At 66.1% G+C, this 14,568-nt stretch carries 15 protein-coding genes; 7 read left to right on the forward strand and 8 right to left on the reverse strand.

What is annotated here, in order from left to right; translation table 11 throughout:
• Positions 1 to 23 precede the first annotated feature (23 nt).
• The 3 genes from ACN22W_RS28390 (at position 24) to ACN22W_RS28400 (ending at position 3,057) form a co-directional block, all read left to right on the forward strand.
• Positions 24 to 920, forward strand: coding sequence for a LysR substrate-binding domain-containing protein (locus ACN22W_RS28390; RefSeq protein WP_419689845.1), 897 nt, complete (start codon positions 24 to 26; stop codon positions 918 to 920).
• A gap of 140 nt (positions 921 to 1,060) precedes the next feature.
• Entirely contained in the window at positions 1,061 to 2,344 is a 1,284-nt protein-coding gene (locus ACN22W_RS28395) for a cystathionine gamma-synthase family protein (protein WP_419688012.1), read from the forward strand.
• A gap of 137 nt (positions 2,345 to 2,481) precedes the next feature.
• Positions 2,482 to 3,057 carry a hypothetical protein gene (locus ACN22W_RS28400; RefSeq protein ID WP_419688013.1) on the forward strand — a complete coding sequence of 192 codons (576 nt, stop codon included), beginning with the start codon at positions 2,482 to 2,484 and terminating at the stop codon, positions 3,055 to 3,057.
• Positions 3,058 to 3,085: 28 nt separating this feature from the next.
• Here the strand turns inward: ACN22W_RS28400 and ACN22W_RS28405 are convergent, their stop codons facing one another.
• The 5 genes from ACN22W_RS28405 to ACN22W_RS28425 form a co-directional block, all read right to left on the reverse strand.
• Entirely contained in the window at positions 3,086 to 3,520 is a 435-nt protein-coding gene (locus ACN22W_RS28405) for a GNAT family N-acetyltransferase (RefSeq protein WP_419688014.1), read from the reverse strand.
• Positions 3,521 to 3,615: 95 nt separating this feature from the next.
• Positions 3,616 to 4,494, reverse strand: a complete 879-nt coding sequence (locus tag ACN22W_RS28410) for a hypothetical protein (protein WP_419688015.1) — start codon at positions 4,492 to 4,494, stop codon at positions 3,616 to 3,618.
• A gap of 88 nt (positions 4,495 to 4,582) precedes the next feature.
• The gene (locus ACN22W_RS28415) at positions 4,583 to 5,422 is read right to left on the reverse strand and encodes an ABC transporter permease subunit (protein WP_048252093.1); all 840 of its coding nucleotides are present in this window, start codon (positions 5,420 to 5,422) and stop codon (positions 4,583 to 4,585) included.
• Positions 5,419 to 6,405, reverse strand: a complete 987-nt coding sequence (locus ACN22W_RS28420) for an ABC transporter permease subunit (protein ID WP_129516398.1) — start codon at positions 6,403 to 6,405, stop codon at positions 5,419 to 5,421. Before ACN22W_RS28420 ends, ACN22W_RS28415 begins: the two co-directional genes overlap by 4 nt.
• Before the next feature lie 10 nt (positions 6,406 to 6,415).
• Positions 6,416 to 7,516, reverse strand: a complete 1,101-nt coding sequence (locus ACN22W_RS28425; protein ID WP_226800414.1) for an ABC transporter ATP-binding protein — start codon at positions 7,514 to 7,516, stop codon at positions 6,416 to 6,418.
• On the opposite strand from ACN22W_RS28425, the gene ACN22W_RS28430 reads away from it, so the two are divergent.
• Positions 7,509 to 7,877 carry a hypothetical protein gene (locus ACN22W_RS28430; RefSeq protein ID WP_419688016.1) on the forward strand — a complete coding sequence of 123 codons (369 nt, stop codon included), beginning with the start codon at positions 7,509 to 7,511 and terminating at the stop codon, positions 7,875 to 7,877. The genes ACN22W_RS28425 and ACN22W_RS28430 overlap by 8 nt on opposite strands.
• A 163-nt stretch (positions 7,878 to 8,040) precedes the next feature.
• Here the strand turns inward: ACN22W_RS28430 and ACN22W_RS28435 are convergent, their stop codons facing one another.
• From ACN22W_RS28435 to ACN22W_RS28445, 3 genes are all read right to left on the reverse strand, one after another.
• Positions 8,041 to 8,508 (reverse strand): nucleoside deaminase, encoded by a 468-nt coding sequence (locus ACN22W_RS28435; protein ID WP_419688017.1) that lies wholly within the window; start codon positions 8,506 to 8,508, stop codon positions 8,041 to 8,043.
• A gap of 110 nt (positions 8,509 to 8,618) precedes the next feature.
• Positions 8,619 to 9,089, reverse strand: a complete 471-nt coding sequence (gene cynS / locus ACN22W_RS28440; protein WP_419688018.1) for a cyanase — start codon at positions 9,087 to 9,089, stop codon at positions 8,619 to 8,621.
• Positions 9,090 to 9,123: 34 nt separating this feature from the next.
• Positions 9,124 to 9,783 carry a carbonic anhydrase gene (locus ACN22W_RS28445; RefSeq protein ID WP_419688019.1) on the reverse strand — a complete coding sequence of 220 codons (660 nt, stop codon included), beginning with the start codon at positions 9,781 to 9,783 and terminating at the stop codon, positions 9,124 to 9,126.
• A gap of 113 nt (positions 9,784 to 9,896) precedes the next feature.
• Here ACN22W_RS28445 and cynR point away from each other — a divergent pair, with 113 nt between their 5' ends.
• The 3 genes from cynR (at position 9,897) to ACN22W_RS28460 (ending at position 14,568) form a co-directional block, all read left to right on the forward strand.
• The gene (gene cynR, locus ACN22W_RS28450) at positions 9,897 to 10,793 is read left to right on the forward strand and encodes a transcriptional regulator CynR (protein WP_419688020.1); all 897 of its coding nucleotides are present in this window, start codon (positions 9,897 to 9,899) and stop codon (positions 10,791 to 10,793) included.
• A gap of 176 nt (positions 10,794 to 10,969) precedes the next feature.
• Positions 10,970 to 13,522 (forward strand): type VI secretion system Vgr family protein, encoded by a 2,553-nt coding sequence (locus tag ACN22W_RS28455; protein WP_419688021.1) that lies wholly within the window; start codon positions 10,970 to 10,972, stop codon positions 13,520 to 13,522.
• 14 nt (positions 13,523 to 13,536) lie between these two features.
• Positions 13,537 to 14,568 carry a DUF4123 domain-containing protein gene (locus ACN22W_RS28460; protein ID WP_419688022.1) on the forward strand — a complete coding sequence of 344 codons (1,032 nt, stop codon included), beginning with the start codon at positions 13,537 to 13,539 and terminating at the stop codon, positions 14,566 to 14,568.

The raw sequence follows: 14,568 nt of genomic DNA on the forward strand, positions 1-14,568 counted from the left end.
ATCGTGATTGATTCAAAAATATGATGAAGATCGATACGCTCGGTGTCCAGGCTTTCGTCGCGATCGCCGACGGCGGCAGCTTCCGGCAGGCGGCCGATACGCTGCACGTCACGCAGACGGCCATCACGCAGCGGCTGCGCAAGCTCGAAACCTTTCTCGGCGTCGCGCTCGTCGAGCGCACCACGCGCCGCACCACACTCACCGAAATCGGCCGGCGCTTCCTGCCGCAAGCGCGCCGGCTGCTGAACGAGCTGTCCGACGCGCTCACCGAAATTCGCGAGACAGGCCTGAGCCAGCGCGGCGACGTCACGATCGCGTGCGTGCCGACGGTCGGCGTGCAATACCTGCCCCGCATCCTGCGCGCATTCTCCGCGCACCGGCCGCACGATCGCGTGAAGATCCTCGACCACGCGTCGGCGTCGGTACTGCAGGCCGTGCTGCATCGCGAGGCCGAGTTCGGCATCGGCATCGCCGGCGACCAGCATCCCGAACTGGTCAACGTACCGCTGACGACCGACCCGTACGTGCTGGTGTGCCGCGACGATCATCCGCTCGCGAAGCGGCGGCGCATTCGCTGGGCGGCACTGCAGCCGCACCCGCTGATCTTCGCCGGCGAAATGAGCGGCAATCGCGGGCTGCTCGACGGCGCACTGAAAACGAGCGGCGTGTCGCTGCATTCGTTCTACGAAGTGCAGCGCAGCTCGACGGCGCTCGGGCTCGTCGCGGAGGGGCTCGGCGCGGCCGTCGTGCCCAGGCTCGCGATCCAGAAGAACGCGTATCCGATGATCCGCACGATCGAGCTCGTCGAGCCGACGGTGTCGCGCACGCTCGTGCTCGTCACACGCAAGAGCGCGCAACTGTCGCCCGCCGCCCGTGCGCTGTACGACATGATCTTCGAACAGGCGACACCCTGTCGATAGTGTCAGGGGCGTGTCACGGAAGCCGTGCCTTCGGTTAGTATCGCCACACGCGGTCGCGACGACCGGTGCCTACCCGGCGCCGCACGCGTCGTGCCACCGCTGCAACGGCTGTTCCTCACTACCCCAGCACGGAGCACTGCATGGCCTATCGCAACTACCACAAGCGCAAGATTGCAGACCGGGAACTCCATCCCGAAACCCAGATGATGTCGTACGGCTACGATCCGTTCCTGTCGGAAGGATCGGTGAAGCCGCCCGTGTTCCTCACGTCGACGTTCGCGTTCCGCACAGCCGAGGACGGCGCCGAATTCTTCGACGTCGTGGCCGGTCGCAAGCCTTTGCCCGAAGGCGAAGGCGCGGGCCTCGTCTACAGCCGTTTCAATCACCCGAACCTGGAGATCGTCGAGGATCGCCTCGCGCTGCTCGACGATTCCGAAGCCGCCGTCGTGACGTCGAGCGGCATGTCCGCGATCGCGGCGATCCTGCTGACCTTCCTGCGGCCGGGCGACTGCGTCGTTCAGTCCGTGCCGCTGTATGGCGGCACCGAAACGCTGATCTCGAAGTTCCTGCCCGAGTGGGGCATTCGCTCCGAAGTGATCGCCGACGGGCTGTCCACCCTCTCGATCCGCGCCGCGCTCGAAGCGGCCGCGCAAAAGGGCAACGTGCGGATGTGCTACATCGAGACGCCCGCCAATCCGACCAACGCGCTGTTCGACCTCGACGGCCTGCGCAGCGAGATCGATGCGTTCGAGGCGCGCCACGGCTATCGCCCGCTGTCGGTCTGTGACAACACGCTGCTCGGGCCGCTGTATCAGAAGCCATCGCGACAAGGCATCGACCTGAGCGTGTACTCGCTGACGAAATACATCGGCGGGCATAGCGACCTCGTTGCTGGTGGTGTTACGGGCTCCCGCAACCTGATCACGAAGATCCGCTCGATTCGCAGCACGCTCGGCTCGCAGCTCGACCCGCATTCGTCGTGGATGATCACGCGCTCGATGGAAACGCTCGTGCTGCGCATGCAGCAGGCCGCGCGCAGCGGCAGAGACGTCGCCCGCTGGCTCGCCGGCAATCCGCATCGACCGGTGCGCGTGCTGCACCCCGAGCTCATCGAAGATCCGGCCTACCAGACCGTCTACCAGCGCCAGTGCAGCGGGCCCGGCTCGACATTCGCATTCATCCTCGACGGCGGCCGCGAGCAGGCGTTCAGGTTCATCAACCACCTGACGCTCTTCAAGTCCGCGGTCAGTCTCGGTGGCACGGAGTCGCTGATCTGCCATCCGGCGTCGACGACGCATTCGGGCGTGCCGGCCGATGCGCGCGCCGCGGCGGGCGTGTCGGAAGGGTTGATTCGCGTGTCGGTCGGGCTCGAACATTCGGACGACCTGATCGCCGACCTGTCGTACGCACTGGAGCATTGCTGACGCAGGTGACATGCGCCCCGTGCCGTTCGCGCGGGGGCAGTTCCCGCGCCGGCGCGGGGCGGGCATTCAGTGACGCCGCCCACGCCCGGATGCCCACGTTCGAGCCGCGTCATCGTGCTTGCACAAGGATCAGCACCATGAACACCACGCGGCATATGTACCGGATCACCGATCTGCAAGGCGCGCCGATCGCGTCCATGGCGATCGTGCAGGCAATCGAAAAACTGGACGGGTCACCCGATCGCTACTGCACGGGCCGCGTGTCCGTCGAACTCGAATACCTGGAATCGCGATTCGGATCGACGACTCGGGTCAAGAAATTCCCGTTCGATGAAGGATGGCTTCCGCTGGACGAATCGTCGTTCAAGATGCACGTCGGCGACTTCATGCTGCCGCCGGAATTGTGCTGCCGAGGCATCGGCACGCTGTGCTGGTCGGAGATCCATCGAACGCTTCCCCTTCCGCCGGGCTTCTCGCTCGTTCTCGCCGGCAGTCTCAGCGAAAGGGATGCAACGATTACCGGCACGATCCTCGGAAAGATGCGAACGATCGACAACATCGCACGCCGGAACGCATTCTGGCGCCGCATGCTGGATCCGGCCAACCAGACGTTCATGCCCGACGAGAACGGTGGGGGATATTTCGGAGGCCGGTTCGTGGATCCGGCCGCTCACGGCAGCTACACGCCAAAGGCGATCGCCACGAAAATCTGACCGTGCGAAGCAAGCCGGCAGAACCGGTTCAAAGCACCTTCACCATGAACACGCGCGCGGTCCCTTCCGGCTCGCACGGCACTTCGCCGAACGTCTCGTAACCTTGCTTCCGGTAGAAGTCCGGCGCCTGGAACGAGATCGTGTACAGCACCGCCCGCGCGCAGCCGCGCCGTTTCGCTTCCGTTTCCGCCTCGCGCAGCAACCGGCTGCCGAAGCCGCCGCCGCGCAGCGATTCGGGCAGGTAGAACAGATCGATGAAAAAGAGGCCGAGCGAAGTCCGGCCGGTGAGGCCGCCGACGATCTCGCCGGTCGCGGGGTCGGTCACGTAGACGTCGAGCGCGGCCGCGTCGGCGCGCCCCGTCATCGCATGGTTGAATTCGCCGAGCTTGCGGCTGATGAAGTCTCGTGCGGCCGGCTGCTCGGTGTCGGTCAGTCGAAGGGTAACGTCGGGATGGGCTGTCATCGGGCGAACGCGTGCGTGATCAGGCCGCCGGGCGTGCAGCACCCGCTGCGGGCATCGCACGACTATAGCGCGTCGCCCGCCGCGACGCGACCGCGCTACTCCCGCGCGATATCGCGCGCCATGTGGAATTCCCACGCGTTGTTCGGCCACAGCGCGAACCCGAACCACGGCGCCGACGGCACCGCCGCAAACCGCGTCGGCTGCGTGGCCTTGCAGGTCGCATCGTCGCCGTATCCGGCCAGCTCGGTCACGAGCGAGCTCGCGTTCTTCAGCAACTCGGCGCTCGTATCGTCGAACATCGATTGCGGGAAACCGCTCTGCGAATACGCGCGCAGCACGGCCCTGCCGATCGACGGCGCGTACCAGAACACTTCCTTGCTATAGCCCGACACCGAGCATTCGCGGTCGTCGCAATGCATGTCGCCGAGCGCCGCATCGGACGTGCCGGGGGCGCTCTTGGTCCACGACGTGGTGCGCGCAATCACGAACGTATCGAACGTGCCCGCGCCGACCTGCCGCTTCTCGGTGCCGATCACCTCGCTCGACGCGACGGCCTTGTAGCGGTAATGCCATGCGTGCCCGCCGCCGAGACTCGTCGTCACGGTTTCGTCGAACCGGTCCTCCCACTGCTTGCCCTGCTTCAGCGGAAACACCATCAGCCGGCGCTCGCCGTTGCGTCCCGGATTCAGCGGCGTGTAGGTGTCGACCTGCTCGTCGAGCTTCAGCGACGCGGCGCCGGCCGGGCCGATGTCATAGCTCGCGATGCCGTCGTGCACGCCCTTGAGCGTCATCGCCGACATGCGGCCCTCGCCGACGCTGTAGCACCAGGTGGTGCCGGCGGCCGGCAGCGTTCGCGTCTGCGCCGTCGGCGTGTCCGATGCGGCACCAGCCGCCAATCCGTGGCACATCAAAGCGATGGCGACGGCAACGCCGGCCGTCAGCGGCATCCTGCGTTGAAGCGTGAAGCGGAACATGGTGCAGGCCCGTGTCGTGGAATCGTCCGACATGATGCCAGCAAAGCACGGCCGTGACGCAAGCCCGCCCGCTTCACGCCACGGCCGCTCACGCCACCGCGAACGCCGCCTTCATGTCGGCCACCCGGCGCCGTTCGCGCGCGATCATCATCCGGTTCACGACGATCACGCCGATCGTCACGGCCGTGATGAACAGCGTCGCCAGTGCGTTCATCTCCGGGTTCAGCCCGAGCCGCACGCGCGAGAACACCACCAGCGGCAGCGTCGTCGACCCCGGCCCCGACAGGAACGCCGACAGCACCAGGTCGTCGATCGACAGCGTGAACGACAGCAGCCAACCCGACAGCAGCGCCTGCGAGATCAGCGGCAGCGTCACCACGAAGAACACCTTCAGCGGCGTCGCGCCCAGATCCAGCGCCGCCTCCTCCAGCGACTTGTTCATCTCCTTCACGCGCGACTGCACGATGATCGCCACGTACGACACGCACAGCATCACGTGACCGATCCAGATCGTCAGCATCCCGCGGCCCTTCGGCCAACCGAACATCTGCTCCAGCGCAACGAACAGCAGCAGCAGCGAGATGCCCTGGATCACTTCCGGAATCACCAGCGGCGCGTTGATCATCCCCGTGTACAGCGTGAAGCCCTTGAAGCGGCCGAAGCGCGCGAGCACGAAACCCGCCCACGTGCCGATCACGACCGACGCGGTGGCCGTCAGCAGGCCGATCTTCAGCGACAGCCACGCGGCGGTCAGCAGCTCGTCGTCCTCCAGCAGCGCCGCGTACCACTTCAGCGAGAAGCCCGACCACACCGTCACCAGCTTCGACTCGTTGAACGAGTACACGACCAGGCTGATGATCGGGATGTACAGGAACAGGAAGCCGAAGGCGAGGACGCCCGTCGACAGCGGTTTGCTCGGCTTGATCATTTCGCTTCCTCCAGTTCCTTGACCTGGTAGTACTGGAACAGCGCCATCGGCACCAGCAGCAGCATCACCATCGCGACCGTCACCGCGGACGCCATCGGCCAGTCCATGTTGTTGAAGAATTCATCCCACATCACGCGCCCGATCATCAGCGTGTCGGCACCGCCGAGCAGTTCCGGAATCACGTACTCGCCCACCGCCGGGATGAACACCAGCAGGCTGCCGGCGATGATCCCGTTCTTCGACAGCGGCAGCGTGATCCGCGTGAACGCGACCCACGGCTTCGCGCCCAGGTCGTACGCGGCTTCGAGCAGCGTGAGGTCCATCTTCACCAGGTGCGCGTACAGCGGCATCACCATGAACGGCAGGTACGAATAGACCATCCCGATGTAGACGCCCGCATCGCTGTGATACAGGCGCAGCGGCGTGTGGATGATGCCGAGCGCGATCAGCGTGTGGTTCAGCAGGCCGTCGTCCTTCAGGATGCCGATCCAGGCGTACACGCGGATCAGGAACGAGGTCCAGAACGGCAGCATCACGGCCATCATCAGCACGTTGCGGCGGTTCGGTTCCGAGCGGGCGATGTAGTACGCCATCGGGTAACCGATCAGCAGGCACAGCACGGTCGACACGGCGGCCATCTTCAGCGAGCTGAGGTAGGTCGCGATGTACAGGTCGTCCTGCAGCAGGAACGCGTAGTGCGACAGCTGCAGCGCGAAGTGCACGACGCCGTCCTTGAACTCGACGAGCGACGTGTACGGCGGGATGCCCATCACCTGGTCGGCGAAGCTGATCTTCAGCACCAGCACGAACGGCAGCGCGAAGAAGACCGCGAGCCACAGGAACGGCACGCCGATCGCGACGCTGCGGCCCGACGGCAGCAAGCGCGACAGCGCGGCGAAGCGGCCCGGGCGGGCCCGGCCGGCGCCGGTGCTCGCGGCGCCGGGCGACACCGGCGTGGACGGAGTGGAAGCAGAGGTTCTCATCGTGTCGTCCTCATTGCGTCAGCACGACGCCGCTGGCCGGCGACCACGACACGAACACGTCGTCGTTCCACGCCGGGGCCGTGTCGCTCATCAGGTGCGAGCTCGACAGGTTCGACACGACCGTCTTCCCGCTCGGCAGGCGCACGTGATACAGCGAGTAGCTGCCCATGTACGCGATGTCGGTTACGACGCCGCGCGCCCAGTTGTGCTTCGAGCCCGGCTTCTCGCGCGACACGTGCACGCGTTCGGGGCGCACCGAGATGCCGACCGGCATCCCGAGCGGGCCCGTAATGCCGTGGCTCACGTACATGCGTGCTTCGAGGTCGTCGCTCTCGACGAAGATGTGATCGGGCTCGTCCTCGACGACGCGGCCCTCGAACAGGTTGGTCGAGCCGATGAATTCAGCCGAGAAGCGGCTGTTCGGAAACTCGTACACTTCGCCCGGCGCGCCGATCTGCACGATCTTGCCTTCGCTCATCACCGCGAGGCGGCTCGCCATCGTCATCGCCTCTTCCTGGTCGTGCGTGACCATCACGCAGGTCACGTCGACCTTGTCGATGATGTTCACGAGTTCGAGCTGGGTCTTCTGGCGGATCTTCTTGTCGAGCGCGGACATCGGCTCGTCGAGCAGCAGCAGCTTCGGGCGCTTGACCAGCGAGCGGGCCAGCGCGACGCGCTGCTGCTGGCCGCCGGAAAGCTGATGCGGCTTGCGTTGCGCGTACTTGCTCATCTGCACGAGCGCGAGCGCGTCGGCCACGCGTTCCTTGATTTCGTTCTTCGGCGTGCCTTCCTGCTTCAGGCCGAACGCGACGTTCGATTCGACCGACATGTGCGGGAACAGCGCGTACGACTGGAACATCATGTTCACGGGGCGGCGGTACGGCGGCAGCGCCGCGAGGTCCTCGCCGTCGACGAAGATCTTGCCGGAGGTGGCCGTTTCCAGCCCGGCGAGCATGCGCAGCAGCGTGGACTTGCCGCAACCCGAGCTGCCGAGCAGCGCGAACAGTTCGTTTTTCGCGATCGTCAGGTTCACGTTGTCGACGGCCGTGCTGTCGCCGAATTTCTTCACGACGTTTTCGATGCGCACGAAGGCGTCGTTCGGCTTGAGCATTTCCGTCGTCGTGCGACGCACCGCATCAGGTGTACTGAATGAATCCCGTTTCATGATGGTCCGTTTTAAGCAGGTAAGCGAATCTCAGGCGTCAGGCGCGACCGGTCGCAAGGTCGCGCGGCACAGGCGGAGAGGGATCGAGCGATTCCTCATCCGGAACGAATGGCGCAACGAGGCAGGTGTGGGGCAACGCACGGCGATCGGCGGCAATCAGCCGCGACCGGCATCGGTCGTCGCGCTGGCTGTCATGAACATTTCATTGGTTTTCATCGGGCTTTCCGCACGTTTCTGTCGTCTCCAGTGCGAATTTTTAAACCCGTCAAAAACTTTATGGATCGCGGATTTCCGTTCCGGACATTGAACGGGATCGATGTTTGGGGAGGCGGGAAACAGGGGGCACGACACAAACCCGCGCGGCAGCACGGGCGCCCGGCGGCACGGCAGCCGTCGGGCAGAGCGGAGGGTGGGGAAAACGAGCAGCCGGGGCGGCTGCGCCGCGCGACCGGTGCGTCGCGCGGGTCACGTCACTTCGCGTTCAGTTCCTTCCAGCGACGGTAGACGCCGATCGCGTCGCCGTGTTTCTGCTGCACCATCGGCAGCCTCCGTTCGTCGATCGGCTTCGCGAACTCGGCGTAGAACGTGTCGAGCTCGAAGTACTTGCGGTCGTCGCGATAGAACGGCGCGTAATCCTCGCGCGTCGTGATGTAGATCACGCGCTTCGGGCTGCAGTAGTACAGCGAGCCGAGGCACATCGGGCACGGGCTCGCGAGGATGTAGATCTCGCAGTCGGTCAGGTGCTCGGTGCCGAGCTTGCGGCACGCGTCGCGCACCGCGAGGATCTCGGCATGTGCCGTCGGGTCGCTGGTCTGCGCGACGAGGTTCGGGCTCTCCGCGACGATCTCGCCATCGCGGACGATCACCGTCGCGAACGGGCGGCCGCCCTCTTCCACGTTCTTCATCGCAAGATCGATCGTGCGTTTCACAAAATCCATGGCGGTGTCCTCGTTGAAACGGAATGGCGGAAACGCGCGCCGGCCCGTGGCCGACGCACGTCGAGGGAACCCGCGCGGCACCGTCGTCGCGGTGCCGCGCAGTGCCGGCATCAGAACGGCTTGGTCGGCAGGTACTTGCCGTCGAGCGTGATCACCGCGCGCGAACCGCCTTCGGGATCGTCGACCTTCTTCACGTCGAGCCGGAAATTGATCGCGCTGATGATGCCGTCGCCGAACTTCTCGTGAACCAGCGCCTTCAACGTCGTGCCGTACACCTGCAGCATTTCGTAGAAGCGGTAAATGGTCGGGTCGGTCGGCACGCGATCGTCGATGCTGCCGCGCAGCGGGATCGACTGCAGCAGCAGCACCGCGTCATCGTCAAGGCCGAGCTTGTCGGCCACGACGCGCGCCGCGTTCTCCGGCAGCGCATGCTGGCCGAGCAGCGCGGCCGTGACGAACGCCTCGCTCAGGCCCGTGCCTTCGGTGAGCTGCGCGAACGACAGGTTCTTGCGCGCCTTCTCGAGAACGACGGCCTCCGCAAGCGCGTGGCGGGCGGTCTGGCTGTGTTGGGACTGGATCATGGCAATACCTCGTGGGTGGGTAGGTGGAAAGGGTTCAGGCCGCGACGGAAAGCGCCGCGGGCGTGGCGCGGACACCTGGATGGTCCGCCAGGGAGACAAACCGGCCGCTTGCGCCGTCATAGGCGTCGATGCAGCCCGATTCGATGTCGTAGACCCAGCCGTGCAGCGCGAGACGCCCTTCTTCGAGCGCGAGCCGCACGGCGGGGTGCGTCTTCAGGTTCGCGAGTTGCGCGACGACGTTCTCGCGCACCATCGAATCGATCCGTTCGCGTTCGCTGCGATGCGCTCGCGCCTCGTTCACGACGCGTGCCGAATCGGCGTAGCGCAGCCAGTGGCCGACGGCCGGCATGTGGTCCATGCACTGGCAGGTCGCGATCGCCGTCATCGCGCCGCAATCGGAATGCCCGCAGATCACGACGTCGGTCACGCGCAGCGCGGCCACCGCGTATTCGACCGACGCCGACACGCCGCCCGGCTCGGGGCCGTACGACGGCACGATGTTGCCGGCGTTGCGGATCACGAACAGGTCGCCCGGTTCGCGCTGCGTGACGAGTTCCGGCACGAGCCGGCTGTCCGAGCACGAGATGAACAGCGCACGCGGGTTCTGGCTGCGCGCGAGATCGCGGAACAGCGCGGCCCGCGTCGGGTAGGCATCGCGCTGGAACTTCAGGAAGCCTTCAATGATGTCCTTCATCGCTTGTTCTCCGGTTCGGGTGAAATCGATGAAGGGCAGGTTACGCCGCGCTTCCAATAAGGTAAAAGACTGATTTATGATCAGGCCGATAAGCTCGACTTATAGGAACCATCATGCTGCTGCGCCATATCCATTACTTCCTGGCCGTTGCCGAACACCGCAGCTTCACGCGCGCAGCCGCCGCGCTGCACGTGTCGCAGCCCGCGCTGTCGCAGCAGATCCGTCAGCTCGAGGAGACGCTAGGCGCGCAGCTGTTCGACCGCACCGGGCGCGTCACGCGGCTGACGGATTCAGGCGAGGTGTATTTCCGCTATGCGCGGCAGGCGCTGCACGATCTCGCGGAAGGCCGGCGCGCGATTCACGACGTGCAGGATCTCAGCCGCGGCTCGCTGCGGCTCGCGGTCACGCCGACCTTCACGAGCTATCTCGTCGGGCCGCTCGTCGAGGCGTTTCACGGTCGTTATCCGGACGTTTCGCTGTCGGTGCGCGAGATGTCGCAGGAGCGCATCGAGGCGCTGCTCGTCGACGACGAGCTCGATGTCGGCATCGCGTTCGAGGATGTGCAGACGGCGGATATCGAGGTGGAAACGCTGCTGGTCGAGACGCTCGCGCTCGTCGTGAACCGTCGGCACGCGCTCGCCGGGAAACGCAAGGCCGGCCTGCGCGCGCTGCACGACGCACCGCTCGTGCTGCTGACCGCCGAATTCGCGACACGCACGCAGATCGACCGTTATTTCCGCGAGCACGACGTGCAGCCGCGCGTGCTGATGGAGGCGAATTCGCTGGGTGCGGTGATCGAGATCGTGCGCCGCACGAATCTCGCGACGCTGCTGCCCGCGACGATCGCGACCGGGCACGACGATCTCGTTGCCGTCGCGCTCGACCCGGCCGTGCTGCGGCGCACCGCCGTACTGCTGCAGCGCAAGGGCGCGTACCGGAGCGCGGCCGCGCGTGCGTTCGTCGAGCTGGCGCTCGCGCAGGGGGCGGGACCGGCCACACGCACGCGGTAGCATGGCCGCCGGGCCGGTCGCGCATGACGCGCCGGGGCCGCGCTACCCGCCGGCGCCGCGACGCCGGAGTCCCGCGATTTATCCTGTAAAATCGCCGATCGAGAGAATTTGTACGATAAAACCGGCGGTCGACTCGCCTCCCTGCTCATCGTTCTCGATTCAAGAGGGCCACGACGATGAATTCCCAAGAACTGGTTCGCGCGATCGGCGGCGGCCTGTTTCAGCAAGCACGCCTGCTCAAGCTCGATACGCCGCTGGGCCAGAATGTCCTGCTGCCCCAGACCGTTCACGGCGTATCGCGGCTGGGCCGCGATTTCACGTTGACTGTCGACGCCGTCTCGACCCGCGACAATATCGAGCTGAAGAAGCTGATCGCGCAGCCCGTCACGTTGTGGGTCGAACAGCAAGGCGACACCTATCTGCCGTGGCACGGCTACGTGCAGACCGCGCGCCGGCTCGGCTTCAACGGCGGCATCACCGCGTACCAGATCCGTTTCATGTCGTGGCTCGGCTTCCTCCGGTACCGCCGCGACCAGCGCATCTGGCAGGATCGCACTGCCGACGAAATCCTGACCGACGTCTTCAACCAGCATCCGCAAGCCGCCGGCATGTTCCGGTTCGCGCTCTCGGCACCGCTGCGAAACCGCTCGTTCTGCATGCAGTTCGAGCATGACTGGCATTTCGTCCATCGCCTGCTCGAGGACGAAGGCCTGTTCGGCTATTTCGAGCAGGCCGAGGACGGCTCGCACCATACGCTGGTGATCACCGATTCGCTCCATTCGCTGCCCGCCGCCGCGCCGGCCCGCGTGCCGTTCCAGCGCACGGCCTCGGGCGACGAGACCCAGGCGCTCGTCCAATGGTCGGGCACGCGCACCCTGCAGAGCAGTCATTACACGACGCGCACGTTCGACTACAAGTCGCCCGGTACCGCGCTCAACCCGAAGGGCACCGATGTCCCGACCCGGCCGAACCAGGGCGACCTGCCGAACCAGGCCGAGGTCTATACGTACACGGGCCCCTATACGTACGGTGCCCAGGGCGACGGCAATCGCCAGTCGACCATCCGGATGGAAGAATGGGAATCGCGCGCGAAGCGGTTCCACGGATTCGGCGGCATGCGCGGCATCGACGCGGGCCGGGTGTTCGAGCTGACCGACCATGCAGCCCATCCGCCGTCCGAACAGGACGGCAACCGGTTCGCCGTCGTCGAGACGGTCTGGTGGATCAAGAACAACATTCCTGCTGCGCCGTCGCATTTTCCGCACGGCCTGGCCGCGCAGTTCGACGCGATGAAGGCCCAGCTCGGCGACGCGGCCGGCGCGATGACCGTGCGCCACGCCGACGGCAGCGAGGGTTTCTATCTCGTCGAGATCGAAGCACAGCGCCAGACGGTGCCGTTCCGCAGCCCGTTCGAGCATCCGAAGCCCGAGATGCACCTGCAGACCGCGACCGTCGCGGGTCCGAAGGGCGAGGAAGTGCATACCGACGAACTGAACCGGATCAAGGTCCGGTTCCACTGGGATCGCCTGAACGAAGGCGACGAGCGCGCGTCGTGCTGGCTGCGCGTCGCGTCGTCGGACACGGGCGGCGGGTACGGCAGCGTGCACGTGCCGCGCATCGGCGAGGAAGTGGTCGTCGACTGGATGTCCGGCGACTGCGACCGGCCGATCGTCACCGCGCGGCTCTACAACGGCGCGACCCAACCGCAGTGGCACACCGACGGGCTGCTGTCCGGCTTCCGCTCGAAGGAATACGCGGGCAGCGGCTACAACCAGCTCGTGATGGACGACGCGACCGGGCAGAACCGCTCGCAGCTCTTTAGCAGCACCGCGAACAGCCTGCTGCATGTCGGTTATCTGATCGAGCAGTCCGGCAACACGCGCGGTGCGTACGTCGGCAGCGGCTTCGACCTGAGGACCGATGCATACGGTGCCGTGCGCGCGAACCAGGGCCTGTACGTCACGACGCATCCGAAGACCGTGTCGAGCCAGCCGCTCGACGTGCGCGAGGCGCAACAACAGCTCGTCGGTGCCGAAAGCCTGCTCGAATCGCTGTCCGACGTGAGCGAGACGCACCAGGCAGACACGCTGAAACCCGGTCGCGATGCGCTGAAGACGTTCACCGACGCGACCCAGCAGAGCGTGCCCGGTACCGCATCGGGCGGACGCACGGCAGGCGGCGGCACGGGCAACGCGAACGCGTTCACGCAGCCCGTGATGCTGTTCGGCAGCCCGGCCGGCATCGGGATGGCCAGCCAGCAATCGCTGCAGATCGTTGCCGACCGGCATGTCAACGTCGTCAGCGGCCAGAACACCCACATCGCGGCGGGGAAATCGCTGGTCGCGAGCGTGATCTCGTCGGTCAGCCTGTTCGCGCAGAACGCCGGGATGAAGCTGTTCGCCGGCAAGGGCAAGATCGAGATCCGCGCGCACGACGACGATGTCGAACTCACCGCGCAGAAGACCGTGAAGATCGTCGCCGCCACGGCGCAGATCGACCTCGCGTCGAAGCAGCCGATCCTGTTGACGTCCGGCGGCGCGTATATCCGCATCGGCAACGGCAACATCGAGATTCACGCGCCCGGCAAGGTGGATTTCAAGGGCGGCAACCACAGCTTCTCGGGTCCGGCCAGCACCGACTACCCGCTGCCGCGCCTGCCCGAAGGCGTGTGTTCGGAATGCCGGCGCAGCGCCGCGAAAATGAAGTCCGCATTGACGCCCCGCACATGAATTCCGCCGCCTCCATGAAACCGTTTCACGATCTGACGCGCGCGTTGCCGCTGCCGGCGCAATGGCCGCGCACGACCGCCGCGCAGCGGCACGACGGTCTGCGCGACTGGCATCGCACGCAGCAAGCCGCTCACACGCGCCCGCTGCGCCTGCTGGCGCTCGTCGACGGCGCGCTGGACGACACGATGCTCGGTGCGGCCCGCGCGCGCGGCATCGCGTGGCAGTCGCTGTATCCCGCCGCGATGCTCGAGGCGTCGCGGCCTGAAATCGGCCCGTTCCTGCTCGACCTGAGCGCAGACGACGACGCATCGCGCGCGACGATGCTCGACCTGCTGAATGCCGGCGGCGAGTCGGATCTCGTCGTCTGGCTCGCGACCGGCCATGCGTTGCCCGAGCTCGCCGCTTATCTGCACCCGCTTGCCGAGGCGACGTTGCCCGACACGCGCCAGGCGCTGCTGCGTTATTACGATCCGTCGATCCTCGAAATCCTCGTGCCGGTCCTGGCGCCTGCGCAACGGCGCGAACTGCTGGCCGCATTCGTCGAGCTGCGTTACCGGTTCGATCCGTGGGAGGCCGTGGCGGGCGAGGAACATGGGCCGCTGCCCGCACCCGCCGCGACGCCGATCGTGTTCACGGACGCGCAGTACGACGCGCTCGCACGCGAAGGGTTCGCGGAAACGCTCTATTTCCAGTTGCGCGACGAATGCCTGCCGCCCATGTCGGCTGTACCGGACCGCTGGGGCATCCGCTATGTGAAGGATCTGGTCGCGCGGGCGCGGGAACGGTACGGGCTCGCGAACGAGAACGATCTCGCGTATTTCGTGCTGGTCGGGATGAACGTGCATCCGGCGTTCGACCTGCATCCTGCGATCGCCGAGAAGATTGCGGCGCGCGGAGACGATCCGCCGCCGTTGTCGGACACGCTCGCGGCGGTCGATGAAGCGGTGTGGACGGAACTGCTGGATGGGCATCCGCTGGCGGGTTATGCCGCCGAGCGGCAGCAGGCGATGGTGGCGGTGGTCGATACGCAGCCCGAAGCCGGTTGA

Source organism: Burkholderia theae (genome assembly GCF_048565265.1).
Classification (GTDB): domain Bacteria; phylum Pseudomonadota; class Gammaproteobacteria; order Burkholderiales; family Burkholderiaceae; genus Burkholderia; species Burkholderia theae.